Origin of the sequence: Methylobacterium sp. 13MFTsu3.1M2, from assembly GCF_900112625.1 — a bacterium.
Taxonomy (GTDB): domain Bacteria; phylum Pseudomonadota; class Alphaproteobacteria; order Rhizobiales; family Beijerinckiaceae; genus Methylobacterium.
Genome location: NZ_FOMM01000025.1, coordinates 12928 through 37634, shown reverse-complemented (window position 1 = coordinate 37634; position 24707 = coordinate 12928). Strand labels below are relative to the sequence as shown.

The window sequence follows — 24707 nt, the reverse complement described above, 5'->3', positions numbered from 1 at the left end:
AGCCCGCCGGCTGTGCGCCTCGCGCCAGCCGGCGGCTTCTGGTCAGATCGCTGGAAGCACCGCCGTCCTTGCGAGCGGAGCGAAGCAATCCAGGGTCGCGCCCCGCTCAATGACGTCGCACCGCCCTGGGTCGCTTCACCGCGCTCGCGATGACGCCGGGCTCACGCACCGAGTGCCGCGTCCAGATCCTCGATCAGGTCGGCCGGATCCTCCAGGCCGATCGACAGCCGCACCACGTCGGGTCCCGCGCCCGCGGCGGTCTTCTGCGCGTCGGTGAGCTGGCGGTGGGTCGTCGAGGCCGGGTGAATGATCAGGGAGCGCGTGTCGCCGATATTGGCGAGGTGCGAGAACAGCTGCAGGCTCGACACCAGCTTGACGCCCGCGTCGTAGTCGCCCTTGAGCCCGAAGGTGAAGACGGCCCCCGCGCCGTTCGGCGTGTAGCGCCGGGCGAGCTGATGGTACCGGTCGGTCTCTAGGCCGGGATAGCTGACCCACGACACCGCCGGATGCGTCGACAGGTGCTTGGCCACCGTCAGCGCGTTGTCGGAGTGGCGCTGCATGCGCAGCGGCAGCGTCTCGATGCCGTTCAGGATCAGGAAGGCGTTGAACGGCGACAGCGCCGGCCCGAGATCGCGCAGGCCCAGCACCCGGCAGGCGATGGCGAAGCCGAAATTGCCGAAGGTCTCGGCCAGGACCATGCCGGAATATTCCGGCCGGGGCTGGCTCATCATCGGGTAGCGGGCGTCGCCGGCCCACTGGAACGAGCCGCCGTCGACGATCAGGCCGCCGATCGAATTGCCGTGGCCGCCGAGGAACTTGGTCGCCGAGTGCACCACGATGTCGGCGCCGTGCTCGAACGGCCGGATCAGGTACGGCGTCGCCATGGTGTTGTCGACGACGAGCGGGATGTTGTGCTTCTTGGCGATCTGCGACAGCGCCGCCAGGTCGGTGATGACGCCGCCGGGATTGGCGATCGATTCGCAGAAGATCGCCTTGGTGCGCGGCGTGATCGCCGCCTCGAACGAGGCGGGGTCGTCGTTGTCGGCCCAGGCCACCGACCAGCCGAAGTTCTTGTACGAGTGGTTGAACTGGTTGATCGAGCCGCCGTAGAGCTTGTTGGACGCCACGAACTCGTCGCCCGGCTGCATCAGGGCGTGCATGGTCAGGAACTCGGCCGCGTGGCCGGAGGCCACCGCCAGGGCTGCGGTCCCACCTTCGAGCGCGGCGATGCGCTCCTCGAGGACAGCGTTCGTCGGGTTGGTGATCCGCGTGTAGATGTTGCCGAAGGCCTGGAGCCCGAACAGCGACGCGGCGTGGTCGACGTCGTCGAACACGAAGCTGGTGGTCTGGTAGATCGGCGTCGCCCGCGCGCCGGTGGCCGCGTCGGGGGCGGCGCCCGCGTGGATCGCCAGCGTGTTGAAGCCGGGCATGCGGTCGGACATCGTCGGGTCTCCTCAGAGCACCCGAGCCTGTACGCACGCCTGGGAGTGCGGCGCAAGACTTGGGCGCGAAGACTCGGGCGCGAAGACTCGGGCGCGACCGAGCGCTTCGCAATCCCTAGGCGTCCGGCCGGTGGCCGATGTCGATATGCGGCTGGCCCGCGTCGACCAGGGCACGGTCCACGGCCTCGATGGCGAGCAGGGTCCGGGTCAGGTCCTCGGCCATGGAGATCGGCGCCAGGTCAAGGCCGCCCAGGCGCCGCGCGATGGCGTTCCGCTGGCGGGCCAGGGCGGCGCGCGCCCGGTTCAGATCCTCGATCTCGTCGGCGGTCATCCGCGCTCCTTCTCGTCGGGGTGCCTCGCCGCGCTCAGGCGCCCGGCGTCCAGTCGATGTTCGGGCGCTGGGCCAGCATGCGCTCGAAGTAATTGGCGACGGCCTGCGCCCCGTCCGTGTGCATCATCGCAACCGGATGCGCGAGGTAGGCCCTGGCAAGATCGACCGGAATCCGGCCGCCCTGGAGCGCGCTCAGCACCTCGTCGATGAAGGCGTCGTTGGCCTCGTTGAAGTCGTTCGACAGCTTCTTGCGGTCGTTGAGGGCCTTGATCGGCATGCAGCATCCTTGTCGCGCGGAGCCGGGTCGCGCCCGGCCGGAGGGCTCGGCCCGAACCGGGCCGCGGTGGGGAAGGTTCCGGCCATGGAACCTGACGGACAGGTCCAACTGGCGTGCGCGCCCACACCGCTCGGTAACCTTCCACACACGATCCGTGGAGCGGAGTCCCGCGCTCGAGCGTTTACCGGTCATGACGACCGAAATCACGCGCTCTCATACCGTCGAGATCGTCCCGTGCCTGGACGATCCGCGGTGTTTTCGCTGGATCATCCGCAGCCGCGGCGGCGCAGTTGTGGAGCACTCGCCCTACGCGTTCGTGACGCAGAACGGAGCGCGGATCTCCGGAGAGTGCTGGATGCGCGAGCATTTCGGCGACGGTCAGGTCGCGTAGGCTGCGGCCGCAACCGGCAGGGGCGGACCCGACCTTCCATGTGGAATTTGCGCGGGTGTTTCCGCGCCGCGCCGGCATGTCGATGGCAGACGATCCCGCTGGATCATGCGCCGACCGGTCCGCGTCCTCCCGCGCGACCGTCGCGGCGGCCATCAAATACAACCTTGACGATGCTTACGAACCGTAAGGCATCGGTTAAGCATTGTTTCGCTGGCCATATTTCTTTGTCAGAACTTTAATCACGCCCGACCAGTATCGCGCCGATTCTGTTTCTGACCAGGGTGCGAACGATGCTGAGCGGCGACGGAACGGTCCGGCACGACGATGCCGCGTCGCCCATGGGCGCGGTGACGTCGATCGAGGGATCCAAGGTCCATCTCGAACTCATCGTGCAGGGCGGCCGGCCCAGGGTGCGCGTCACCGTCGGCAATCTGGTCCGGATCCGTGCCGGAGAGGCGATCCTCGTCGGCATCGTCACCACGCTGTCCTCGGGCAGCGAGCGCGGGCACCGGCCGGGCGCCTACGCGAGCCTCGACCTGCTCGGCGAGATTCACGCGGCGCACGGCGCGCACCGCTTCAGCCGCGGCGTGAGCTGCTACCCGGCGATCGGCGACGATGTGGAACTCCTGTCCGCCACCGATCTCCGGATCGTCCATCAGGTCTCGGCGACCGGCACGGCGGCCGTGGGCGCGCTCTACCAGGATCCCGAGACCCCGGCCTGCATCAAGATCGACGACCTGCTCTCCAAGCACTTCGCGGTGCTCGGCGCGACCGGTGTCGGGAAGTCAAGCGGCGTCACCGTCATCCTCGACGAGGTGATGCGGGCGCGACCGTCCGTGCGCGTCTTCCTGCTGGACGTGCACAACGAGTACGCCGCCAGCTTCGGCGACCGCGCGAGCGTCATCAGCCCGCGGACCCTCAAGCTGCCGTTCTGGCTGTTCAACCTCGAGGAGATCGCCGACGTCATCTACGGCGGCAGGCCGGCCGTGGACGAGGAAATCGAGATCCTGGCCGAGGTGATCCCCCTCGCGAAGAGCAAGTACGGGCAGTACAAGGAGGCGAGCGACCGCCAGATCGTGAAGCGGCCCTTCGGCAAGGGCGCCGGCTACACGGTCGACACGCCAGTCCCCTACATGCTGCAGGATCTGCTCGCGCTCATCGACGAGCGGATGGGTCGGCTCGAGAACCGCGTCTCCCGGATGCACTATCACCGGCTGATCACCCGGATCGAGGCGATCCGGAACGATCCCCGGCACGGTTTCATGTTCGACAACGCCAATGTCGGCGGCGACATGATGGGCGAGATTCTGGCGCACCTGTTCCGACTCGATCCCGACGGGCGGCCGATGACGATCATGCAGCTCGCCGGTCTTCCGATGGAGGTCGTCGACGCCGTCGTGTGCGTGCTGTGCCGCCTCGCCTTCGAGTTCGGCATCTGGAGCGAGGGCGCCGTCCCGCTGCTGTTCGTCTGCGAGGAGGCCCACCGCTTCGCCTCGGCCGACCGGTCGGTGGGCTTCACGCCGACGCGGCGCGCCCTGGCGCGGATCGCCCGAGAGGGCCGCAAGCACGGCGTCCATCTCGGGCTGGTCACCCAGCGCCCGGCCGAGCTCGACGCGACGATCATGTCGCAATGCAGCACCCTGTTCGCCATGCGCATGACGAACGCGCGCGACCAGGCCTTCCTGGCCGCGGCCGTTTCGGACGCCGCCAACCTCCTCACCTTCGTGCCGTCGCTGGGGACCGGCGAGGTCATCGCCTTCGGCGAGGGCGTCCCGATCCCGGCGCGGATGACCTTCCGGCCGCTGCCGTCGGCCCGTCACCCGCGCAACGACGCGAGCGGCAGGGCCGCCGAGGACGACGCGACCGTCGCCGGCGCGGCCTTCGTCGGCGCCGTCGTCGAGCGCTGGCGCGGCGCCACCATGAACAAGGTCGCCGGGTACGACGGCGATCCGGCCGCGGCGGCGCGCCTCGGGCGCGAGGCGGGCTCGGACAGCCCGCACGGCGCCGCCCTCGAGCAGGTGCATCGCCGTCTCCTCCGCCGCCCCCTGGAGGGGGGCGACCAAGCTCAGACCGGTGCCCAAACGGGACCCCAGCCTGCCAAGCCCCTGTGGCAGCAGGGCGGGGCATGAGCGAGCCCGCTTTCCCGGAGCGTCGAACCCTGCTCGAGGCCACCCTCCAGGCGCTCCCTGTCGGGGTCGTGGTCCATGACACCCAGGGTCACTGCGTCCTCGCCAACGCCGCCGCGCGCGCCCTCGGGGACAGGGCCGTCCAGGCGCTTCCCGCCGCGGCGGCCGGCGCCCGGGACGCCGGGACCGTCGAGGCAGTCGACGACCGGATGCTCGAGGTGCGGACGCGGCCGGTCGCCGAGGACCGGGACGGTTTCACGCTGACGACCCTGATCGACGTCACGCACCATCACCGGATCCAGCGGGAGCTGATCACCAAGGCCTTCATCGACGCCCTGACTGGCCTGCCAAACCGGACGATGTTCGAGCAGAGCATCGCGGATGTCCTGGCGGGGTCCGCGCCGGGGGACCGGTTCGCCCTGGCCTTCATCGATCTCGACAACTTCAAGCACATCAACGACTACTATAGCCACGCCGCGGGCGATGCCCTGCTGCGCAAGGTGTCCGACCGGATCGGCGGCGCGCTGCGCCCGAGCGACCTCCTGGCGCGGATCGGCGGCGACGAGTTCGTGCTGCTCCTCGCTCCCGTCACCGACGGGGACGCGGCGCTGGCCGCCGTGCGCGCCATCTCGGAGCGCCTGAAGCAGCCGTTCTTCATCGACGGGCACGAGATCTTCGCCTCCGCCTCCATCGGCGTCAGCCTCTTCCCGGAGCACGGCGACAGCTACGAGACCCTCGCCCGACAGGCCGACAACGCGATGTACCGGGTGAAGGGCGAGCTGAAAGGCGGCGTCAGCGTCTTCGACGACGCGATGAGCCAGGCCGCGACGGCCCGCATGGCCGTGGAGCAGCGCCTCCGGCTGGCGATCCGCGACCGCTGCTTCTGCTGCGCCTTCCAGCCCAAGGTCGACATGCGCTCCCACGCGGTCACGGGCGTCGAGGTGCTCCTGCGCTGGCGCGACGAGGTCGGCATGATCCAGGCGCCGGGCGACTTCATCGCCCTCGCCATCGAGCTCGGGCTGATCAACGAGATCACCCTGCAGCTCCTGGCCGAGACGGTGCGGGCGATGCCCGACATCGACGAGGTTTTCGGACCCGACGTCACCGTGAGCCTCAACATCGCCGCCAAACAGGCCTGCGACGTGCCGTTCATGACGGCCTTCTGCGCGGCGCTCGGCGAGACCGGCCTCGCGGAGCGCTTCGTGCTCGAACTGACCGAAGAGGCCTTCTTCACGACGGGCCGCTTCCAGCGCGAGGTCCTGCCAAAGATCCGGGCGATCGGCGCGCGCGTCTCGATCGACGATTTCGGCGTCGGCTACTCGTCCCTCGCGGCCCTGGCGGACATCACCGCGGACGAGTTGAAGATCGATCGCTCGTTCATCACCGACATCGACAAGCGGCCACGCAGCCAGATCGTCCTGAAGGCGATCGAGTCGCTCGGTGCGGCGCTCGGCATGACGGTGGTGGCCGAAGGCGTCGAGACCTTCGAAGAGGTCGCCTACCTGCTCGGCGCCACGCAGATCCGCTGCGCCCAGGGCTACTACTTCGCGCGCCCGCTGCTGCTCGACCAGATCCGGCAGGCCGAGCCGCCGCGCATGTCCGGGGCGCGCGGTCCGGCCGCGCGCGGCCGCGCGTCGGACCTGCGCGCGTCGGACCTGCGCGCGTCCAGCCTGATGCGGCGCGCCTGACGTCCGCCGCGCAGCCGCGGTGGCGCGTCAGGCGGCCAGCAGGGGCCGCCACACGCCCGCCGCGTCCGCGGCCATGGCGCAGATGACCGCCTCGTCGATCGAGCGGCGCACCTCGACCACGTGCGGCACACCGGGAGCGAGGGGCGCCTCGACGCCGAGGTCGAATCCGTGCCGGCCGTCGCCCACGCCCGCCGCCGCGATGTCGGCGCGGTACTCCGCCGCCACCGTCACCGCCACGATCGTCCCGTCGACCACGATGTCCAGGCATACGGGGGCGTCGGGCTGCGCGGCGTCGTGGGCCCAGCCGGCCACGCGCAGCGCGCCGTCCGCGCGCAGCGCGCAGCGATCCAGCCACGCCCGCACGGCGCCCGGACGCGACGTCGCGCCGGCCCGACGGATCAGCCGCCTGCGCAGGGCGGCCAGCTGGGGACCGAGCGCGGCGCGCGGCGCGTAGGCCTGCGGACCGATCGCGCTGTCGTCCGGATCGCGGCCGTCGAAGAGCCGCCGGAGGCCGGGAGCGGGCAGGAAGCTCTCGGCCGGCGCGCCCTCCGCCAGCAACAGGTCGTGGCTGTCGAGTTCGACATGCCAGTAGGTGAGATCGATCACGCGCTCACCGCGGGTGATGCTGGTTCCGTTGACGAGGTGGCCGGCGGCGACGAACAGCCCGTCCAGCCAGACGGCGTGGTCCGGCGAGACGAGCAGGTCGCGGGCGGGGACGCCGTCGTCGAGCGCGCCGGCCCGGATGCGCACAGGCCGCTCGGTCGGCGGGGCCGACGATCCGGGATAGGTGCGGCGACCGATCCACCGGATCGGCCGATGCAGGCCCGCGGCCGTGACGACCCTGTCGCCCACCGCGAGCCGCTCGACAGCGACGTCGCCGCGGTCGGTCCTGATGGACGTGCCGGTGCAGTAGCACGGGGCGTTTCCCGGCGCCGCGGTCCCTTGAGCCGTGCCGGAGGACGATTGAGAAGATCCATTCGCCCCGTTGGCGCCCGATGCAGGCGCCGTCGAACCGGAGTTCGACCCGGTCGCGCCCGGCTGCGCTCCGGCCGCGCCGGCGCCCGACCGGAGACCGGCCGTCGCCCCGTACAAACCCGGATCCCGGCCATCCGGCGACGACACGCGGTCCTGCGGCACCGCGACCGCGTTGGGGTTGTTCGAGTAGACGCGGATATAGTCGATGCTCGAGCTGAAGCGGGTGCCCGTCGTCGCCGTGCTCTGCACGGCCAGGTTGGCCAGCAGATACATGGGGCTGTGCAGGTCGGACGGCGTCGCCTGCGAACCGACGAGCTGACCGTCCACGTAGAAGCTGATGCGATCGGCCTGCCAGTTCATGCCGTAGGTGTGATACCCGTTGGGATTGGGCATCTCGCTGTAGACTTGGCGGGTCTGCTGCCAGGTCGTTCCGGGCGGCTGCGGGTCGGTCGTGTGGATCGTGCTGTAGACGCCGCGGTCGTTGTTTCCGTAATGCTCGACGACGTCGAGTTCCTGGTGCCCGTTGGCGCTGCTCGACTGCGGGCTCTGCTGATTCGGCAGCAGCCAGAAGGCGTCCCAGGCATCGGGATTGTTGGAGAAATCCGCGCGGATCTCGAAGTAGCCGTAAGTCTGCGAAAAGTTGCCCTGCGTGCTGATGAGGCCGGACTGCCAGCTGCCCGGATAGCCGGACGCGCTCGTCCCGGGCGGCGCCGCCGTGATCGTCAGGACACCGTTCTGGACGCTGAAGGGATCGTAACCGGACCCGGAATCGAAGAACGAGGACCGGCCGAAGCCGATGTCGGAGTTGGCGTCGTACCGCCACTCGGCGCGAATATCGCGGTAGGTCGTCCCGACGCCGTTCTGCGAGATGCTGCGCGCGTTGAACTCGTCGTCGTAGGTCAGGCGATAGCCCGTCAGATCAAGCATCGACGCCGTCTCATCACCGTTCTGGTTCGCCGGACGTGGCGCGCTGTCAAATCAAGATTGCCTACAAGCAATCCGCGAATAGTTAATAATGTCCTGCGTCTCGCGCGGACGAAGTGAGCATCGGCGGCGACAGGCCATCGCCTGAACGCCCGCCGGTCGCGTCGCGCCATCGAGCAGGGAAAGACGACACGGTTAAGGCTGACTAACCGTATCGGCCACGTGGCGCAAATCAGTCACGCCGCCGCGCGGCTGCGGCCGAACTGGCTGACGATCAATCGAGGCGCCGCGCGGAACGGCCGTGACGGGCTGGAGGCCCGGTGACGGCGGGGGCCTCTACCGCGTCATCGCGGCCAGCGGATCGGAACGCTGGGTGATGCTCGACCGGATGCTCGGACGTCGCCGCGCGATGAGCCTCGGGTCCGCCCCTGCTGTCGCCGTAGAGGCTGTTCAGGCAGGCGATCGATGCCGGCCCGCAAGCCATTTCGGCTCCGATCTTCCGGGCCAGAACGCGCGTGCATTGGAAGGAGCCCGCGCAGTCGCACGCGATCGCGGGGGCAAGCGTCGATCCGATCCAGCACGTGGCCTTGTCCTGGGCGACCGATGAGCGACAGGCCGCGCTCACTGCCCTCTTCGGTCGGGCCGTGCGGCCTCGCGGGTCGGCGGCACCTCACAGGATGCGCTGATCGGACAGTCCCCCGACGAGGAAGCGGCTGCATCCCAGTGAATGCAGTCGCGCCCCGGATCGCGTTGCATCGCCTCAGAGGAACCCGATCGAGAACCAGGGGACGAGGATGATGGCGAGCAGCCCGACCAGCAGGGCGAGGATGTAGCCGACGATCGGGCGCATGCCGGCGTCGGGGTTGATCCGGCTGATGGCGCAGGCCGCGTAATAGCCGACGCCGAAGGGCGGGGCGAACAGGCCGATGCCCATCGCGAGGATCACCACCATGGCGTAGTGGACCTCGTGCACGCCCACCGCCCGCGCGATCGGGAACAGCAGCGGCCCGAACAGCACGATCGCCGGTATGCCCTCCAGCACCGAGCCCAGGATGATGAAGGCGAAGGCCGAGACGAACAGGAACCCGAGCGCGCCGCCCGGAAGGCCCTTCATCACGACGGCGAGCGTCTCCGAGAAGCCCGACTGCGTGAGCGCCCAGGCCATCCCGGTGGCCGCGCCGATGATCAGCAGGATCGCGCCGGACAGCGCGGCGGTGGTCACCAGCATCGGGTAGAGCCGCCGCCACTCGAACTGGCGGTAGACCAGCAAGCCCGCCAGCGCCGCGTAGACGATGCCGATGGTCGAGACCTCGGTGGCGGTGGCGATGCCCTCGACCACGGCGAAGCGGATCACGAACGGCAGCGCCAGCGCCGGGATCGCCACCAGGAAGGCACGGCCGATGACCCGGCCGGACGGCCGGGCGACGTGGCTCAGGTCCTCGCGGCGGTAGCGCCACCAGACCAGCGCGCAGAGCGTCGCGGCGAGGACGAGGCCCGGCACCAGGCCGCCGGTGAACAGCGCGGTGATCGACACGCCGGTGACCGAGCCGATGGTGATCAGCACGATCGAGGGCGGGATCGTCTCGGTCTGCGCGCCCGTGGTGGCGAGCAGGGCCACGAGGTCGCCCTCCTTGGCGCCGCGGGCCTTCATCTCGGGGAACAGCACGGGGGCGACGGCGGCCATGTCGGCGGCCTTGGAGCCGGAGATGCCCGAGACGAGGTACATGGCCCCGACCAGCACGTAGTGCAGGCCGCCGCGGACGTGGCCGAGCAGCGAGGCCAGGAAGCCGACCATGGCTTTCGCCATGCCGGTCATCTCGATCAGCAGGCCGAGGAACACGAACAGCGGCACGGCGAGGAGGATGAGGTGGCTCATGCCCTCGTCCATGCGGCCGACCACCACCATGGAGGGGGCGTTGGTGGTCAGCGTGATGTAGGCGAAGGTCGACAGGCCGAACGCGAAGGCGATCGGCACGCCGGAGAAGACCAGCGCGCCGACGCCGACGACGAAGAACAGCAACAGGTTGAGGTTGCCCAGCCCCGCCAGCCAAGGCTGGAGGGCGGCGAGCCCACCCGCGACCGCAATGCCGAGCCCCAGTGCGCCGGCCGTCATCCGCCAATCGGCCGTTTCGAAGAGGCGGATGACGGCGACCAGCAGCATCAGGCCGAGGCCGATCGGCAAGGCAGCGGCGCGCCACGCATTGTTGAGATCGAGGGCCGGCGTCTGGACGTAGATCTCCTCGGCCGCGAACTCGTAGGCCGGGTGCAGGACGAGGCTCACGAAGATCAGGCCGGCCACCAGCGCGACTGTTTCCAGAAAGGCGCGGGTGCGGGGTCCGGTCATGGCGACGATCGCCGTCATGCGCATGTGCTCGGCGCGGCGGAAGGCGACCACGGCGCCCAGCATGGCGAGCCACAGGAACAGGATGCCGGCGAGTTCGTCCGACCAGACGAGCGGCTCATGGAAGACGTAGCGGCTCACGACGCCGGCGAGCAGCACCCCGATCTCGGCCAGCACCAGCAGGGCGGCCGGGATCTCGACGAGATGACCGAGGAACCGATCGGCGGTCCCGAGCCATGGGTGACCGCTCAGCGGGGGCCCGTGCAGGCCGTGACTGGGCGTTGCCTCGACAGAGGCGGCGGCAGCGATATCGGCGTGCATGACACCCCACCCTCAACCGAGCTTGCCGGATACGGCTTCGAGGTGGCTCCAGCCGACTTCACCGAACTTCGCCTTCCAGTCCTTGTAGAAACTCGTCTTGGCGAGAGCGGCACGGAAAGGCTCGCGGTCGACATCGATGAACCTGATCCCCTTCTCTGACAGGGTCGTGCGCAGAGAGTCGCTGAGCCTGGCCACGTCCGCACGCTGATCCTGACCCGAGCGGTCGAACTCCCTGGTCACGATCGCGCGCAGGTCCTCGGGCAGCTTCTGCCAAGCGCGCTTGTTTCCGAGAATCCAGTAGCCGTCCCAGACGTGGCCGGTCAGGCTGCAGGACTTCTGCACCTCGTAGAGGCGCGTCGTGGCGATGATCGGCAGCGGGTTCTCTTCGCCCTCCACGACCTTGGTTTGGAGCGCCGAGTACAGCTCGTTGAAATTGATGGGCGCGGCCCCGGCGTCGAGGGCCTTGAAGAGCGAGGTCAACATCGGTGCTTGGGGCACGCGGATCTTGAAGCCCTTCAGATCCTCGGGCGTCCTGATCTCACGGGTCGAGGAGGTGATCTGACGGAAGCCGTTGTCCCAGCTCTTGCAGATGGTCGTGATCGGCGTCTTGGCGATCTCGGCGCGGACATAGTCGCCGAGCGCCCCGTCCATGGCCTTCCAGACGGCATCGTAATCCTTGAAGGCGAAGCCGGTGTTGGGCAGGCTGGACGCCGGCACGAAGGTCGACAGGATCGAGTGTGAGAGGTTGAAGAACTCGACCGAGCCGTTCCGCACCTGCGACAGCAGGTCGGTGTCCGAGCCGAGTTGATTGGCCGGGAACACCTTGATGTCGACGCGCCCGCTCGTCGCCTCGCGGATCCGGTCGCACGCTTCCTGCGCCCGGACGTTGACCGGATGGGTCGGGTCCTGCCCGGTGGCGAGCTTGTAGCCGAATTCGGCGGCCTCGCCCCGGCGCGTGATGATGCCGAAGATCGGGACAGCCGCGGCGCCGGCAAGAAGTGTCCGACGGCTTATGTCGAATGTGCTCACGATGTCACTCCCTGATGATGCTCGGTGGCGCGATCCCGCCTGCTACGGTCTTTGAGATCGTCGGCCTCTGCCCATGCGCGCAGGTCGCCCTTTTGCTGAGCGTTTTTATTGTCTTGATCGATTATTGAAGTCGTTAATTGTTTTCAGACGCGCATCATCGCTCGGAGCGCGCGATGCGACCGAATGAATAGAGAAATCTTTCTACGGCACAGCATGATCGCGGACGCGGAGATCCGCGATCATCTCAATTCAGCTCAGTTATGGGTGCGATCAGTCGCTTGTTGTCGCGAGCGACGGCTGCGCCTACAGCCAACCGCGGATGCTTCGAGCCATCGCCTCGGTCGAGATGCCGTAGCGGTCGTGAAGGGTCGGCAGCGCTCCGGCGTCGAGGAACTCGTCCGGCAGGCCGACTTGACGGAAGCCGCGCTCCGGCAGGGTACCGTCGCGCATCAACAATCCCGCCACCGCCTCGCCGAGGCCGCCGACCACCGAGTGGTTCTCGGCAACGACCACGAGGCGCCCACCGCGACGGGCCTCGGCCAGGATCGTCGCCGCGTCGAGCGGCTTGATCGTCGGCACGTGCAGCACCGCCACGTCGACCCGATCCTCGCGCAGGGCCTCGGCCACCTCCAGGGCGCGCATCGTCATCAGGCCCGACGAGATCACCAGCACGTCGCGGCCATCGCGGATCGTCTTGGCCTTGCCCCACTCGAACCGGTAGCCGTACTCGTCGAGCACCAGCGGGACGTTGCCGCGCAGCAGCCGCAGGTAGACCGGGCCCTGGTGGGCGACCATCGCAGGGACCATCTGCTCGATCTCGTGCGCGTCGCACGGGTCGAGGATCGTCATGTTCGGCATGCCGCGGAAGATCGCGACATCCTCGGTCGCCTGATGGCTGGGCCCGTAGCCGGTGGTCAGGCCGGGCAGCGCGCAGGCGATCTTGACGTTGAGGTTCTCCTCCGCGATCGCGAGGCAGATGAAGTCGTAGGCGCGCCGCGCCGCGAACACCGCGTAGGTGGTGGCAACCGAGACGAACCCCTCGCGGGCGAGGCCGGCGGCCGCGCTCATCAGGAGCTGCTCGGCCATCCCCATCTGGTAGAACCGGTCCGGGTGGGCCTGCGCGAAGATGTGCAGGTCCGTGTACTTGGCCAGATCCGCCGAGAGGCCGACGATGTCGGGCCGGGTCTTGGCGAGCTCGACGAGGGCGTGGCCGAACGGGGCGGGCTTCGTGCGCTGCCCCGGGGCGGCCAGCGAGGCGATCATCGCCGAGGTCTTGGCGCCGCCACCGACGCGCGGCGCGGGCCTCTCATATTTCGAGCGTCTCACTGCACCCTCCCCTCGTCCAGGATCTCCAGCGCCTGCGTCCACTCGGCCGGCTCGACCCGCAGGAAGTGGTTGCGCTCGCGCTCCTCGAGGAACGGCACGCCCTTGGCCATCTTCGTGTCGCAGATGATCACCCGGGGTTCGGGACCCGGATGGTGCCGGGCGGCATCGAAGGCCTTCACGAGCGCGTCGAGGTCGTTGCCGTCGACCCGCTGAACGAACCAGTTGAACGCCTCGAACTTCGGCGCCAGCGGCTCGAAGTTGAGAACCCCGTGCGAGGGGCCGTCCGCCTGCATGCCGTTCACGTCGACGATGCCGATCAGGTTGTCGAGCTTGAACGACCCGGCCGACATGGCGGCCTCCCAGGTCGAGCCCTCGTCGAGCTCGCCGTCGGAGAACAGGTTGTAGACGAAGCTCTTCGCGTTCTTCCGCTTCAGGCCCAGCGCCATGCCGACCGCGATCCCGAGCCCGTGGCCGAGCGACCCGCCGGTGATCTCCATGCCGGGCGTGTAGGCGGCCATGCCGGACATCGGCAGGCGGCTGTCGTCGCCGCCGTAGCTCGTCAGCTCGTCCTCCGGGATGATCCCGGCCTCGATCAGCGCCGCGTAGAGGGCGATGGCGTAGTGGCCGATGGAGAGGCAGAAGCGGTCGCGGCCCTCCCATTCCGGATCCTCCGGACGGTAGGTCATCGCGTGGAAGTAGCTCACCGCCAGCACATCGGAGATGCCGAGCGCCTGGGCGATGTAGCCCTGTCCCTGGACCTCGCCCATCAGCAGGGCGTGGCGGCGGATATTGTAGGCCCGGTCGGCCAGCGAGATGTTCGAACCCTCGTGGGGCCGTTCGGTTGACATGAGGTCCTCCCTCTCAGTGGATCAGCATGCCGCCGTTCACGTCGATCACCGCGCCGGTGATGTACGCGGACAGGTCGGAGGCCAGGAACAGGCAGGCATTGGCGATGTCGTCGGCGACGCCGAGGCGACCGAGTGGGATGCCCTTGGCGATCTCGACCTTCAGCTCGGGGGTGAGCTTGTCGCCGGTGATGTCGGTCTGGATCAGACCGGGGGTGACGGAATTGACCCGGATGCTGTCAGCGCCCAGCTCGCGGGCCATGGCCTTCTGCAGGCCGAGGACGCCGGCCTTCGCCGCGGAATAGTGCGGACCGCCGAAGATGCCGCCGCCGCGCTGGGCCGAGACCGACGACATGCAGATGATCGAGCCGGATTTCTGCTTCCGCATCTGCGGGACCACGGCCTGGCTCATGTAGAGCGTGCCGCGCAGGTTGACGTCGGTGACCGCGTCGTAGTTCTCCGGTCCCACATCCATCAGCTTGAGCGGCTGGGTGATGCCGGCGTTGTTGATCAGCACGTCGATCGAGCCGAGGCGGGCGATCGTCTCATCAGCGGCAGCTTGGCATGCGCCCCGGTCGGTGACGTTGCAGGCGAGGCCGAGATGGCCGTCACCGAGGTCGCGGGCGGCCGCCTCGGCCTGGCCGGCGTCGAGGTCGAGGATGACGACGCGGGCGCCCTGCTTCGCGAAGAGCCGGGCGGTGGCCTTGCCGATGCCGCGGGCGGAGGCCGCCCCGGTGATCACGCAGACCTTGTTCTCGAGAAGCATGTAGACCCTCCCTGCAAACCGGCCGAACCCGGCTTCTTCTGCGATGGGAGGCGGAGAAAGCGTAGCATGAAGCCAGCTCACCCTCTTGGGCCGCGCTCTGACGGGCGTCAGCGTCTGAGCCGTTTCCTCGCGTCCTATCGTTGACGCCCTTATGGCTGCCCGAGAGGCAATGAACAAACGCGAAGATTGCATTCAAACATGAATGAAATTCATTAAACGCTATTCCAGCTCAGAGCTCGGCGATACAGACAGTTCTTTAGCGAGCCAGCGCGCGAAGATCCTCAGAGGTTCGCGCCGTCGCGATGATGGCGGAAAGACGAGATGGTGACCGGTGTAGTGGATATCCACTGACCGACCTGCAAGCGGCGCCACGAGGCGTCCGATCGTCATTTCCCGTTCCGCGAGACGTGTCGACTCCAGGGCGACGCCGAGGCCATCGGCCGCTCCGGTCAATGCCAGGAAGCTGCGGTCGAAGCGCAGGGCTGCGGATGCCGGCGCCGAGAGGCCGTTCTTGTCGAACCAGTGCGGCCAGCGCACCAGCTTCGTGTCGCTCTGGATCAAGGGATGCCGGAACAGATCGGACGGCTTCTTGATCTGCTCTGCTCGCGACGGGTCGCAGAGCGGTGTCACCGTTTCAACGCCGAGAGGCATGCGCAGCAAGCCCTCGCCGCGCGGGGGGCCGTAGACGATATCGGCATCGAACTCGTCGTTGGTGAAGCGCGCGTAGTCCATGCCTGCGGCCAGTCGCACCTCCATCCCAGGATGGTCGCGCAGAAAACCCGACAGCCGGGGCGTCAGCCACTGTGCGGCAAAGCTCGGGGCGCAATGCAGGCGCAGCAATTGCGAGCCGCGGGTCGAGATCATGTCGAGCCCGCGGTGCAGCTCGGCGAAAGCCCGGCTGACGTGATCGAGGAGCGCCTCTCCCGCTGTCGTTGGCGCGATACCCTGCCCGACGCGCTCGAAGAGAGGCACGCCGAGCGACTCCTCGAGCTTGCTCATGGCGTGGCTGACAGCGCTGGCCGAGAGGTTCAGCTCGCCGGCAGCCTCCTTGAAAGAGCGACGTCGCGCCGCTGCCTCGAAGATGCGGAACGCAGACAAAGGAAGATCCGAAGCCATGACGCTATCTTGAAGTCCTCCATTTTATGAGAGTATCACATCGCCTATTTGCGAGCAGTTTCCTCACGATGCTTGATCTTATTGCGCTGACTGCATCCGGGACAATGAATAACGCGTCACGATGCCCTACTCGCCTTATGACCGGTCGCCTTCTGGATTGAGGGTCTAGGCATTCCATAGGGGCACCTCCCGCATGAGATGATGCGCCAGTGTTTGGTCGAAGCAACACCTATCGGACCGCTTCCCCTTCTGTCCGCGGGGAACCAGCGCGCATCGGTCCAATCAGCAGGATCGAACCGGAAGGCAGCACATCCGCTTCGAGACGAAAGCGCGACATCCGATTGCGATCCTGAGCGGACAATCAGGACCGGCTCCGGCAGCTCGACACGGTCGTCGCGTTCCTCGCAAGCCCACCCTTCTGGACGCGCTTCGGATCCGGGGACCGGTCGCGCGAAAATCCATGAGGCCGTACAAGCTGGACGAGGATAGACCGGGCCGCCCCTCGAACTCGGCTCGACTGGTATCGGTGACGCTGTACTCGACGTTCTCAAGATTAGTCGACCCGGTGGCGACGACCAAGCCGACCACCTACAGGCCACGCAGGTAACCGCTCACCTGATAGAAGCGGCGTCGGTCTGAGCGAGCGTGCGGAGCCGGCAGAGGCTTGCAGGCGAGATTCGGTACATCGGCCGCGAGTCTATCGATCGTCGGCTCACCCGTCAGTGGAGATGGCGTGGTAGCCGCCGGCCATCTTGCCGATGAGCGGCCTCGCGTCGCGGCTCACACGCTGGTGACGTCGGGCGCGCTTCCGCGTCGTGAGGGGGCAAGAGCGCCCTCGATCAGTTCATCTTCCGGCGCCGGTCCTGCACCTCTTGCTGCGCAAGCTTCCGGCCCAGCGATATCAAGAGCGCGTCGGCCAGCGCTTTCAGAGCCGGATCTCGCAACTCCACAATCGCCTCCTGTGCGGCGATGGCGTGATCGGCGGCCCGGTCGAGCGCGGTTTCATCGGGGCGGCGCGTGCCCTCCGCGAAAGTGCCCTCGCTCATCCGCAGTGAGGTGATGTCCACGAGGATGCCGCCACCGCCGACCGGTCGCCCTTGATGATCAGCGGTGAAGCGGCCTCGCGCCAGAACCCAGCGGGTCTGGTGGTCGACTGAGATGACCCTGTACTCGGTCAGGAAGGTGCTACCTTCGCTGGCGCTGCGCCGGATCAGATCGAGAACCCGCACCCGATCCTCGGGGTGTATGGCTTCGACGTATTGGGTCAGTGGAACGCCCGCCTCCGCCTGCTGCGGGTCGACATCGAAGAGAAGCGCCACGAAGGCGTCCGAGCGCGCGCAGTCCGTCGCCGCGTCCCACTCCCACTGGCCGATGACGTCGAGTTCATCGAGCGCCGACTGAAATGCCTTCGGACACGTCTGACCGCCAAGGGATCGGGGCTTCGGCACGCCGTACCTGCTCTCGCTGTTCGCTCACACCCATGTGACCTGTCGCACGACACAACCACAAAGGGCAAGCTTTGCGCTAGCACAACCGTTGCGCTTCACACGCATTCAAATAGAATTTGAAACGGTATAACAGTGTACACGGCGCGTGCGGGACGCCGAGACGGAGGCCTATGAGCAGCAAGACGCCGCCCCCCAGCGCCCTTCACCATGAGGAGGACTGCGGGGTCCCGACGCTTCGGCAACAGAGGACGGAACGGCTCCTGAGTCGTATCGCGGAAGCGGTGCAGGTGCCGCCCTCTGCGTTCTACAGGCCACCGAACGCCGTCGATGCGGGAGCTTCCGCCGCGGCCATTCCGGTGGCCCCGGTCGCCAGCGACGCTGAGTGCGCGGAGTTGCTGGCCGCTTTCAACCTGGTCCGTGATCCTGAGGATCGACGCAGGCTCCTGGAGCTGGTTCAGAAGACGGCCGAGCGCGCCTGAGGCTGAACAGCCGGCCCTCCGCCCGGTGAGCCGATCGGGGCGTGGCGACGTGGAATATGCGACCGCCTCAGAATCCGATCCGATCGGCCGCCTTCCCGAGCGCCGGCGATGGGCTGCCTATCCAGCTGGTGCGGCCGTTCTCATACAGCCGGCCCCACGCGCGCCGCCCGCCCGGCGCGAATATCACCTGAAGTTTATGGTCGAGGCAGTCGTGGACCTTGCACACGTCAGCGAGCAGGTAGGTTTCGCCGTCCGCTTTTACTTCTCTGGAAGGTTGGGACGGTCCGTTCGACGTGCGGCTCTAGGCCGTCACCCACTTCGGCACTGAAGGACCACTCCTCAGCATCGCGTTGTAGGCGCGCTTGTCGCCGGGTCGGCGCAGCAGGTCGAACAGGTAGACGTCCGCAGCAGCGGCCGGTCCGACAGCGACGAGACTGAGTACAGCGAAGACTGTGCGCATAAGAATGAGAATAGCTCAGCCGCTGGCGCCGGCAACTGCTGGACCCAACACATCAGGTTTGGCAATATGGTCCGCGGTATGCGACACCCGCTCCGGCTCTTCCAGAGCATCATCTTCTGCCCCGCCGACACCGCCGCGCGGGGCTATTGTGCATTCTGCTCTGCTCTTCAGATGCGCTCCGAGGCTGTTAGGGTCCTGATTGAGGCTGATGCTCGGATGGGTGGGGATGAGCCCTGCCCGCGAGCCGTATCCGTCCGACGTTTCCGATGAGGAGCGGGCGCCGGTCGCGCCCGAACTGACGCTGCTGCGCGAGGATGCCGGTCAGCGCGAGCATGCGTTGCGGGAGGTGTTCAGCGCGCTGCGCCACGTCGTCAGGAGCGGCTGCCCGTGGCGGCTGAGGCCGCACGACCTGCCGCCCTGGTTTGCCGTGTATCGGCAGGCGCAGCGCGGACTATCAGGTGGCTGCTTCGAGCAACGGGCCGAGGATCCGCGCGCGGTGCTGCACCTCGCCGCGGGTCGGGCGCCGGAGCCGACCGCAACCATGCTCGACGGCAGGACCTCGCGCTCCTCGCCCGAGAGCGGCGAACGAGCGGGCTACAATGGGGCCAAGTGCGAGAAGGGCTCGATGCTGCGCATGGCGGTGGAAACCCTCGGCCCTCTCCTGACGCGGCACGTCACTTCAGAATCAACCCTTGGGCGACTCGACGTGTCTCAGTTCCATGAAAAGTATAGTCGCCGGCAACGCGCGTCGTTATATTTCTGTTCACTTCGGTAATTTAATTTCTGCATTGTTTCCGAGTCGAGCTTGATCAATTTCGAGCGCCGTTGTCCATGAGGCCGCCGAAAAAGCGGCGCGTTGAGTCAGAAAGATAGCGATCCATGTCTTCGATCACCCTGTCGGCCGCGACGCGCCAGAACCTGCTCTCGCTGCAGGACACCGCCCAGCTGATGTCGACCACCCAGAACCGGCTCGCGACCGGCAAGACCGTCAACTCCGCCCTCGACAACCCGACCAACTTCTTCACCTCCCAGGCCCTCGACGGACGCTCCTCGAGCCTGAACTCGCTCCTCGACGGCATCTCCAACGGCATCCAGTCGATCCAGGCCGCCAACCAGGGCATCACCTCGATCCAGAAGCTGGTGGGCCAGGCCAAGTCGATCGCCAGCCAGGCGCTCTCGACCCAGCTCTCCACCACCGGCACAGCCGCCAACGCCTACAGCGCCAGCACCGCCTCCTCGACGGTGCTCCTGACCATCAACGGCAGCTCGGTCTCGGCCACGGTCGCCGCCTCCTCGAGCGTCAGCGCGACGGTGGCGGCCCTCAACGCCGCGGTCAGCTCGGCCTCGACCTCGTCGAGCGGCGCCTTCGGCGCCGGCGCGATCTTCTCGGTCGACAGCACCGGCACCAAGATCGTCCTGAACGCTCAGGCGGACGTGGAATTCCAGAACTCGGGCAGCCAGACGGCGCTCGGCTTCACCGCCTCGGCCACCACCGCCTCGACCTACGGCACCGCCGCCAGCACCGTGGTGTCCAGCGACCTGTCGATCTCGGGCGTGACGCAGCGCGCCTCGCTGGCCAATCAGTACAACAACCTGCTCAACCAGATCACGCAGCTCGCCGGCGACGCCAGCTACAACGGTGTCAACCTCATTGCCGGCAAGGGCAATGACCTGAACATCAAGTTCAACGACACCGGCAGCTCGACCCTGAACGTCGCCTCGGTCGACGCGACGTCGAGCGGTCTGGGCCTGTCGTCGATCACCAGCTCGAACAGTTCGTCGAGCCAGAACGGCCTCGGCAACTTCCTGCTGAACGCGGACGTCAACAAGACCCTGGCGACCCTGACCAGCGCCGGCAACTCGCTGACCTCCGCGGCGAGCTCCCTGGGCTCGAACCTGTCGGTGGTTCAGAACCGCCAGGACTTCTCCAAGCAGCTGATCAACGTGCTGCAGACGGGCTCGGCCAACCTGACCAACGCCGACCTGAACCAGGAGGCGGCCAACTCGCAGGCGCTGTCGACCCGCCAGTCGATGGGCATCTCGGCCCTGTCGCTTGCCAACTCCGCCCAGCAGGGCGTCCTCCAGCTCCTGCGGTAAGCGATACGCACCGCGAAGCGCCAGAGGCCGGCCGGGGCAACCCGGCCGGCCTCTCTCTATGTCCGCGCCCGCGATCGTGGAGCCCGACATCCGAAGCCGACGTCGCGCCGGCAACCGCCCCGGCTCGACGGAGCGCCGAGGAGAATCCACGCGGGAAGGCGGCCCTCGCATCGCACGCATTCTGAACAGGACGATCCAGAGCCCGTTGCGACCGCGGGGTTGCCAAGCTTAACCGTATCGGCCAGCCTGTCCGTAGTTTCTGCGTACCGACCCGAGCTGAGCCGGAGTGCCGATGCGAGTGAACCACCAGCGCCGTCTCCTCAACAAGGCAGCGGAGGCACGGGATTACCAGATCACGATCCATCAGAGGGCGGACGCGTCCTGGCCCGGCGACCACAGCCGACTGACGGCGCTCGAGAGCACCGGCCATCTCCGGCGGATCGACCCGCTCGAGGATCCGGGTGGTCCGGTGGCGGTCTGGCAGATAACCGCGGCAGGACTCTCCCAGCTCCGGGCTCTCACGTCGGGAGCCGAGTGATGGCGTCCGTCAAGATCCGCGCGACCGACGACGGGACCTTCGTGGTCTACCGCAACGGCGCCGCCGTCGCGTCGGGATTGACCCGCGAGCAGGCCGAGCGCTGCGCGACGGTCCTGGGCTGGATCGCACAGGGGCGCTGACGGCGCGGCGGCTATTCGGCGACCGTCCCGGGGACCGCGTCGCCGAGAGCCTCACGCCGCGCGCTGTTCAGGACGCGCTGACGCGCATTCGGATCCTGTATCGCGTGCCAGAGGTGAAAGAGTTCGTGCGTCATGCCGAGGTCGACGGCCTCGCCATCCGGTCCGTAGAAGGCCTCGACCGGACAGCCAATGACGGCTGCGATTTCGCGCAGGCGCGCGACAGCTCGAACATCGATGGCCATTGGAGACAGAATTCCTACACGCCGGGCGCGCAAGGGCTATCATTGCCCAACCCTGAGCAGCAAGGGATCGCCCTGTACTAGGCCTGATCCGATCGTATCAGTTTGAACACTTCTGGGCATGTGGTCGACACGCTGCGCGAGCGGATTGCAGCGCGTAACCTCACGAAGGCGTGAACAGTCTCCGCACAGTCCGGCGCCACCGGCGTGCCGGCGTCCGCGATCGGGCCGGCCACGGCGCAGCTCGTCGTGTTGCGCGACCCGGCAGACCGGGGCCAGGGGCACGAATCCGCGCCCCGACCTGTCCTCGCGGGCGCTGAACGGGCGATCGTCAAGCAATCGGCGGGACAGCTGCCACGGAATTAGCGGATGGAAGCTTCCCGTTAACGAAGCATAAACCTTTGTGACGTGATCCTAGGACGGTGGACGGGCACGGGATCCGGCCACGCAGATCGGGCGAGGCTCCGATGATCGTCTTGATAGCCGCAGCCATCGTCAGCGGTCTCGCGACAGCCACGATCCTGGCGCCGGTGAGCGCCCTCGCCGCGCTGATCATCGCACCCCTGGCAGCCAGCGCGTCGGCCATCCTGGCCTGCATCTTCATCGCCTGGCGCAACACGCGCGACGATGTCGGGCCGCCCGACCTCGAGACGCAGGCCGACGCGATGGTGGCGGTCCTCTGCGAGGTTGCCCAGCAGGGCAAGATCGTCCCGGTCGCCGCGCCGGTCCGGGTCCGCGGCCACCGGTCGGCCTGATCCCGGCGCGCCGCGACCGGCGTATCGCCGGCCCGGGCCCGATCCCAGCGGCACCGGTCGCGGCCTTTCCTGTTCCGGATGAGGCCGTCCGTACCCCTCTCCGCCGTCCAACCTCTCCCCCGAGCGCGGTCAGTCGGGCATCGCGCAGGACGGAAGCGACGCTGGGCGTCCTTCTGTTCGAGCAGGTGGGTCAGGGCATCCCGCGGACCCCTGCCGGAGAGGCGTTGTGCGACCATGTCGGGCGCGCCTCCGCCGAGTCGAACCGCGTCTTCGACCTCGTGGCGCTGCGGCTGGCGCGATTCCTGAGCGCCCATCCGGATTTCGGGTTGCGGCTCGCCGCCGGCATGAACCCTGCCCGCCTCATCACCGAGGCGTTCGTCGCCGACATCGTCTCAGGACCGCCCCGCAGCGAAAATTTGGTGCGGATGCCGCTGGGTCAGGAAACTGTCACGCCGCTCCGCGACCCGCTCGGGCGGCCCGCATCCGCAAGCCGGCCGACCTGCTGGCGCGGATTCGCGCGCCGCTGAACGGCAGAGATTCCACAAGGACTGGAAAACGAAGTACGGCGACGGGGCGCGGTCGCATCGTGAGGATGCGTCGGGCAAACTGACCGGGACCGTTTTCCGCAGGATCGGATAACGGTATCGGAGAACGAAGGCGCGCCGAGACGCACCGCAAGACACACGCGAAGACGCATGTGGGGTCGATCCCGCCGCCAGCGGCATCGGGAGCGGCCCCGACGGAGGGGCGCCATGCAGATCGATGTTGCGGCCGTCGAGTCGACGGCGGGGATTGAATTTTCGGGACCGCCGCTGCGCGCCCGCGGCTGGCTGCGCCGGGTGGATGCCGGGCTCGGCCACCTCGTGGAGATCCCGGCGGCACTGCTCGTCCTGGCCGAGATCGCGGTGCTGCTCGCCGGTGTCGTCAGCCGCTACGTGTTCCGCGATCCCATCATCTGGTCGGACGAGCTCGCCTCGATCCTGTTCCTGTGGCTCGCCATGCTCGGCGCCGTGGTCGCCTTCCGGCGCGCCGAGCACATGCGCATGACCGCTTTCGTGGCCATGAGCGGCCCGCGCCTGCGCGCCTTCCTGGAGACGGTCGCCCTGGTCGCCGGCCTGATCTTCGTCGCCCTGCTGCTGGAGCCGGCCTTCGAGTTCGCCAGCGAGGAGACCTTCGTGCAGACGCCGGCGCTGGAGCTGAACAACGCGTGGCGCGCCGCCGCCCTGCCGATCGGCCTCGGCCTCATGCTGATCGTGGCGCTGATCCGACTCCTGGAGACCGCCGACTGGAAACTGACCGTGGGGGCGCTGATCCTGGGGGGCGGTGTTGCCGCCGCGCTCCTGGCGCTGCAGCCGTGGCTCGCCAACCTCGGGAATCTCAACCTGCTGCTGTTCTTCGTCGTCGGCGTCGGCGCGCTGGTCTTCTCCGGCGTGCCGATCGCCTTCGCGTTCGGCCTGTCGACCTTCGCCTACATCACGCTGACCACCGACGCGCCGTCGATGGTGGTGGTCGGTCGCATGGACGAGGGCATGAGCCACCTCATCCTCCTCGCCGTGCCGCTGTTCGTGTTCCTCGGCCTGCTGATCGAGATGACCGGCATGGCGAAAGCCATGGTCGGCTTCCTGGCCTCGCTGCTCGGCCACGTCCGCGGCGGCCTGCACTACGTGCTGGTCGGGGCCATGTACCTCGTCTCGGGCATCTCCGGCTCCAAGGCCGCCGACATGGCCGCCGTGGCGCCCGTGCTGTTTCCCGAGATGAAGGCCCGCGGCGCCAAGGAGGGCGATCTGGTCGCCCTGCTCGCCACCACCGGCGCGCAGACCGAGACGATCCCGCCCTCGATCGTGCTGATCACCATCGGCTCGGTCACCGGCGTGTCGATCACCGCCCTGTTCACCGGCGGCCTGATGCCGGGCCTCGTGCTCGCCGCGACGCTGTGCGCGCTGGTCTGGTGGCGCTACCGCCGCGAGGACCTGAGCCACGTTACCCGACCGTCCAGCCGGGTCATCGGCCGCGCTTTCCTGGTGGCGATCCCGGCGCTGGCGCTGCCGTTCGTGATCCGCTTCGCCGTGGTCGAGGGCATCGCCACCGCTACCGAGGTCTCGACCATCGGCATCGTCTACGCGGCGCTGGCCGGCCTGCTGATCTACCGCCAGTTCGAGTGGCGGCGGCTCTACCCGATGCTGGTGACCACCGCGACCCTGTCGGGGGCGATCCTGCTGATCATCGGTGCGGCCACCGGGATGGCCTGGGCGCTTACGCAGTCGGGCTTCTCGCAGACGCTCGCCGAGGTGATGAAGAGCCTCCCGGGCGGCGCGCTCGGGTTCCTGTTCGTCTCGGCCTTCGCCTTCATCATCCTGGGCTCGGTGCTGGAGGGCATACCGGCGATCGTGCTGTTCGGGCCGCTGCTGTTCCCGATCGCGCGGGCGGTGGGCGTGCACGAGGTGCACTATTCGATGGTGGTTATCCTCGCGATGGGCATCGGCCTGTTCGCCCCGCCCTTCGGCGTCGGCTATTACGCCGCCTGCGCCATCAGCCGGATCCATCCCGATGCCGGGATGCGCCCGATCGTCGGCTACATCGTGGCCCTGCTGATCGGGCTGCTCGCCATCATCCTCGTTCCCTGGTTCTCGATCGGCTTTCTCTGACGATCTCC

The 24707-nt window shown here is 67.9% G+C and carries 21 protein-coding genes and 2 pseudogenes; 11 read left to right on the top strand and 12 right to left on the bottom strand.

The window, feature by feature from the left end:
• Positions 1-161: 161 nt before the first annotated feature.
• The 3 genes from BM314_RS23085 to BM314_RS23075 all read right to left on the bottom strand — a co-directional run bounded on the left by BM314_RS23085 (position 162) and on the right by BM314_RS23075 (position 2050).
• On the bottom strand, positions 162-1442 hold the full coding sequence (locus BM314_RS23085; RefSeq protein WP_091980467.1) for an O-acetylhomoserine aminocarboxypropyltransferase: 1281 nt from the start codon (positions 1440-1442) through the stop codon (positions 162-164).
• Between the two features lie 115 nt (positions 1443-1557).
• Entirely contained in the window at positions 1558-1773 is a 216-nt protein-coding gene (locus BM314_RS23080) for a hypothetical protein (RefSeq protein ID WP_056522126.1), read from the bottom strand.
• Between the two features lie 34 nt (positions 1774-1807).
• On the bottom strand, positions 1808-2050 hold the full coding sequence (locus tag BM314_RS23075; protein ID WP_020091367.1) for a hypothetical protein: 243 nt from the start codon (positions 2048-2050) through the stop codon (positions 1808-1810).
• 190 nt (positions 2051-2240) lie between these two features.
• On the opposite strand from BM314_RS23075, the gene BM314_RS23070 reads away from it, so the two are divergent.
• The 3 genes from BM314_RS23070 (at position 2241) to BM314_RS23060 (ending at position 6255) form a co-directional block, all read left to right on the top strand.
• Positions 2241-2441 (top strand): hypothetical protein, encoded by a 201-nt coding sequence (locus BM314_RS23070; RefSeq protein ID WP_056522129.1) that lies wholly within the window; start codon positions 2241-2243, stop codon positions 2439-2441.
• A 290-nt stretch (positions 2442-2731) separates the two neighbouring features.
• Positions 2732-4570, top strand: a complete 1839-nt coding sequence (locus BM314_RS23065) for an ATP-binding protein (protein ID WP_091980466.1) — start codon at positions 2732-2734, stop codon at positions 4568-4570.
• Complete coding sequence (locus BM314_RS23060) at positions 4567-6255, top strand: putative bifunctional diguanylate cyclase/phosphodiesterase (protein WP_091980463.1); 1689 nt, start codon at positions 4567-4569, stop codon at positions 6253-6255. Before BM314_RS23065 ends, BM314_RS23060 begins: the two co-directional genes overlap by 4 nt.
• A gap of 27 nt (positions 6256-6282) precedes the next feature.
• On the opposite strand, the gene BM314_RS23055 is transcribed toward BM314_RS23060, so the two are convergent.
• The 8 genes from BM314_RS23055 to BM314_RS23020 all read right to left on the bottom strand — a co-directional run bounded on the left by BM314_RS23055 (position 6283) and on the right by BM314_RS23020 (position 17346).
• On the bottom strand, positions 6283-8157 hold the full coding sequence (locus tag BM314_RS23055; protein ID WP_091980460.1) for a Hint domain-containing protein: 1875 nt from the start codon (positions 8155-8157) through the stop codon (positions 6283-6285).
• 757 nt (positions 8158-8914) lie between these two features.
• Complete coding sequence (locus tag BM314_RS23050; RefSeq protein ID WP_091980458.1) at positions 8915-10816, bottom strand: TRAP transporter large permease; 1902 nt, start codon at positions 10814-10816, stop codon at positions 8915-8917.
• A 12-nt stretch (positions 10817-10828) separates the two neighbouring features.
• A complete protein-coding gene (locus BM314_RS23045) occupies positions 10829-11845 on the bottom strand; it encodes a TRAP transporter substrate-binding protein (protein WP_091980455.1) in 1017 nt (338 codons plus the stop codon).
• 303 nt (positions 11846-12148) lie between these two features.
• Entirely contained in the window at positions 12149-13171 is a 1023-nt protein-coding gene (locus tag BM314_RS23040; protein ID WP_091678179.1) for a transketolase family protein, read from the bottom strand.
• The gene (locus BM314_RS23035) at positions 13168-14019 is read right to left on the bottom strand and encodes a transketolase (protein WP_056522141.1); all 852 of its coding nucleotides are present in this window, start codon (positions 14017-14019) and stop codon (positions 13168-13170) included. Before BM314_RS23035 ends, BM314_RS23040 begins: the two co-directional genes overlap by 4 nt.
• A 13-nt stretch (positions 14020-14032) precedes the next feature.
• Complete coding sequence (locus tag BM314_RS23030; protein ID WP_091980453.1) at positions 14033-14782, bottom strand: SDR family NAD(P)-dependent oxidoreductase; 750 nt, start codon at positions 14780-14782, stop codon at positions 14033-14035.
• A gap of 219 nt (positions 14783-15001) precedes the next feature.
• A complete protein-coding gene (locus BM314_RS23025) occupies positions 15002-15898 on the bottom strand; it encodes a LysR substrate-binding domain-containing protein (RefSeq protein WP_091980450.1) in 897 nt (298 codons plus the stop codon).
• An 839-nt stretch (positions 15899-16737) separates the two neighbouring features.
• The gene (locus tag BM314_RS23020; protein ID WP_091924199.1) at positions 16738-17346 is read right to left on the bottom strand and encodes a PAS domain-containing protein; all 609 of its coding nucleotides are present in this window, start codon (positions 17344-17346) and stop codon (positions 16738-16740) included.
• A 170-nt stretch (positions 17347-17516) separates the two neighbouring features.
• On the opposite strand from BM314_RS23020, the gene BM314_RS23015 reads away from it, so the two are divergent.
• The 5 genes and pseudogenes from BM314_RS23015 to BM314_RS30730 all read left to right on the top strand — a co-directional run bounded on the left by BM314_RS23015 (position 17517) and on the right by BM314_RS30730 (position 21060).
• A complete protein-coding gene (locus BM314_RS23015) occupies positions 17517-17825 on the top strand; it encodes a hypothetical protein (RefSeq protein WP_091924196.1) in 309 nt (102 codons plus the stop codon).
• Between the two features lie 686 nt (positions 17826-18511).
• Positions 18512-18964 (top strand): annotated as a pseudogene (locus BM314_RS23005) (transposase); the annotation flags it as partial.
• Between the two features lie 200 nt (positions 18965-19164).
• Complete coding sequence (locus BM314_RS23000) at positions 19165-20382, top strand: flagellin N-terminal helical domain-containing protein (RefSeq protein ID WP_091980445.1); 1218 nt, start codon at positions 19165-19167, stop codon at positions 20380-20382.
• A 292-nt stretch (positions 20383-20674) separates the two neighbouring features.
• Positions 20675-20920, top strand: coding sequence for a membrane-bound lytic murein transglycosylase EmtA (locus tag BM314_RS22995; RefSeq protein ID WP_091980442.1), 246 nt, complete (start codon positions 20675-20677; stop codon positions 20918-20920).
• A complete protein-coding gene (locus BM314_RS30730) occupies positions 20920-21060 on the top strand; it encodes a hypothetical protein (RefSeq protein WP_012319948.1) in 141 nt (46 codons plus the stop codon). The genes BM314_RS22995 and BM314_RS30730 overlap by 1 nt, the downstream gene beginning before the upstream one ends.
• 11 nt (positions 21061-21071) lie before the next feature.
• On the opposite strand, the gene BM314_RS22990 is transcribed toward BM314_RS30730, so the two are convergent.
• The gene (locus tag BM314_RS22990) at positions 21072-21302 is read right to left on the bottom strand and encodes a hypothetical protein (protein WP_091980440.1); all 231 of its coding nucleotides are present in this window, start codon (positions 21300-21302) and stop codon (positions 21072-21074) included.
• 464 nt (positions 21303-21766) lie between these two features.
• Between BM314_RS22990 and BM314_RS22985 the strand changes: the two genes are divergently transcribed.
• From BM314_RS22985 to BM314_RS22975, 3 genes and pseudogenes are all read left to right on the top strand, one after another.
• Positions 21767-22054 carry a hypothetical protein gene (locus BM314_RS22985; protein WP_020093581.1) on the top strand — a complete coding sequence of 96 codons (288 nt, stop codon included), beginning with the start codon at positions 21767-21769 and terminating at the stop codon, positions 22052-22054.
• 122 nt (positions 22055-22176) lie between these two features.
• A pseudogene (locus BM314_RS22980) lies at positions 22177-22556 on the top strand (LysR family transcriptional regulator); the annotation flags it as partial.
• 250 nt (positions 22557-22806) lie between these two features.
• The gene (locus BM314_RS22975; RefSeq protein WP_091980437.1) at positions 22807-24699 is read left to right on the top strand and encodes a TRAP transporter large permease; all 1893 of its coding nucleotides are present in this window, start codon (positions 22807-22809) and stop codon (positions 24697-24699) included.
• The last annotated feature ends 8 nt before the right edge of the window (positions 24700-24707 follow it).

Excerpts from the sequence above, each read along its gene's own strand:
- BM314_RS23035 (WP_056522141.1), bottom strand. The coding sequence starts at position 14,019 with ATGTCAACCGAACGGCCCCACGAGGGTTCGAACATCTCGCTGGCCGAC.
- BM314_RS23000 (WP_091980445.1), top strand. The coding sequence starts at position 19,165 with ATGTCTTCGATCACCCTGTCGGCCGCGACGCGCCAGAACCTGCTCTCG.
- BM314_RS23080 (WP_056522126.1), bottom strand. The coding sequence starts at position 1,773 with ATGACCGCCGACGAGATCGAGGATCTGAACCGGGCGCGCGCCGCCCTG.
- BM314_RS23025 (WP_091980450.1), bottom strand. The coding sequence starts at position 15,898 with ATGGCTTCGGATCTTCCTTTGTCTGCGTTCCGCATCTTCGAGGCAGCG.
- BM314_RS22985 (WP_020093581.1), top strand. The coding sequence starts at position 21,767 with ATGATCGTCTTGATAGCCGCAGCCATCGTCAGCGGTCTCGCGACAGCC.
- BM314_RS23055 (WP_091980460.1), bottom strand. The coding sequence starts at position 8,157 with ATGCTTGATCTGACGGGCTATCGCCTGACCTACGACGACGAGTTCAAC.
- BM314_RS23085 (WP_091980467.1), bottom strand. The coding sequence starts at position 1,442 with ATGTCCGACCGCATGCCCGGCTTCAACACGCTGGCGATCCACGCGGGC.
- BM314_RS22975 (WP_091980437.1), top strand. The coding sequence starts at position 22,807 with ATGCAGATCGATGTTGCGGCCGTCGAGTCGACGGCGGGGATTGAATTT.
- BM314_RS22990 (WP_091980440.1), bottom strand. The coding sequence starts at position 21,302 with ATGGCCATCGATGTTCGAGCTGTCGCGCGCCTGCGCGAAATCGCAGCC.
- BM314_RS23050 (WP_091980458.1), bottom strand. The coding sequence starts at position 10,816 with ATGCACGCCGATATCGCTGCCGCCGCCTCTGTCGAGGCAACGCCCAGT.
- BM314_RS23065 (WP_091980466.1), top strand. The coding sequence starts at position 2,732 with ATGCTGAGCGGCGACGGAACGGTCCGGCACGACGATGCCGCGTCGCCC.
- BM314_RS23030 (WP_091980453.1), bottom strand. The coding sequence starts at position 14,782 with ATGCTTCTCGAGAACAAGGTCTGCGTGATCACCGGGGCGGCCTCCGCC.
- BM314_RS23015 (WP_091924196.1), top strand. The coding sequence starts at position 17,517 with ATGAGCAGCAAGACGCCGCCCCCCAGCGCCCTTCACCATGAGGAGGAC.
- BM314_RS30730 (WP_012319948.1), top strand. The coding sequence starts at position 20,920 with ATGGCGTCCGTCAAGATCCGCGCGACCGACGACGGGACCTTCGTGGTC.
- BM314_RS23075 (WP_020091367.1), bottom strand. The coding sequence starts at position 2,050 with ATGCCGATCAAGGCCCTCAACGACCGCAAGAAGCTGTCGAACGACTTC.
- BM314_RS23060 (WP_091980463.1), top strand. The coding sequence starts at position 4,567 with ATGAGCGAGCCCGCTTTCCCGGAGCGTCGAACCCTGCTCGAGGCCACC.
- BM314_RS22995 (WP_091980442.1), top strand. The coding sequence starts at position 20,675 with ATGCGAGTGAACCACCAGCGCCGTCTCCTCAACAAGGCAGCGGAGGCA.
- BM314_RS23070 (WP_056522129.1), top strand. The coding sequence starts at position 2,241 with ATGACGACCGAAATCACGCGCTCTCATACCGTCGAGATCGTCCCGTGC.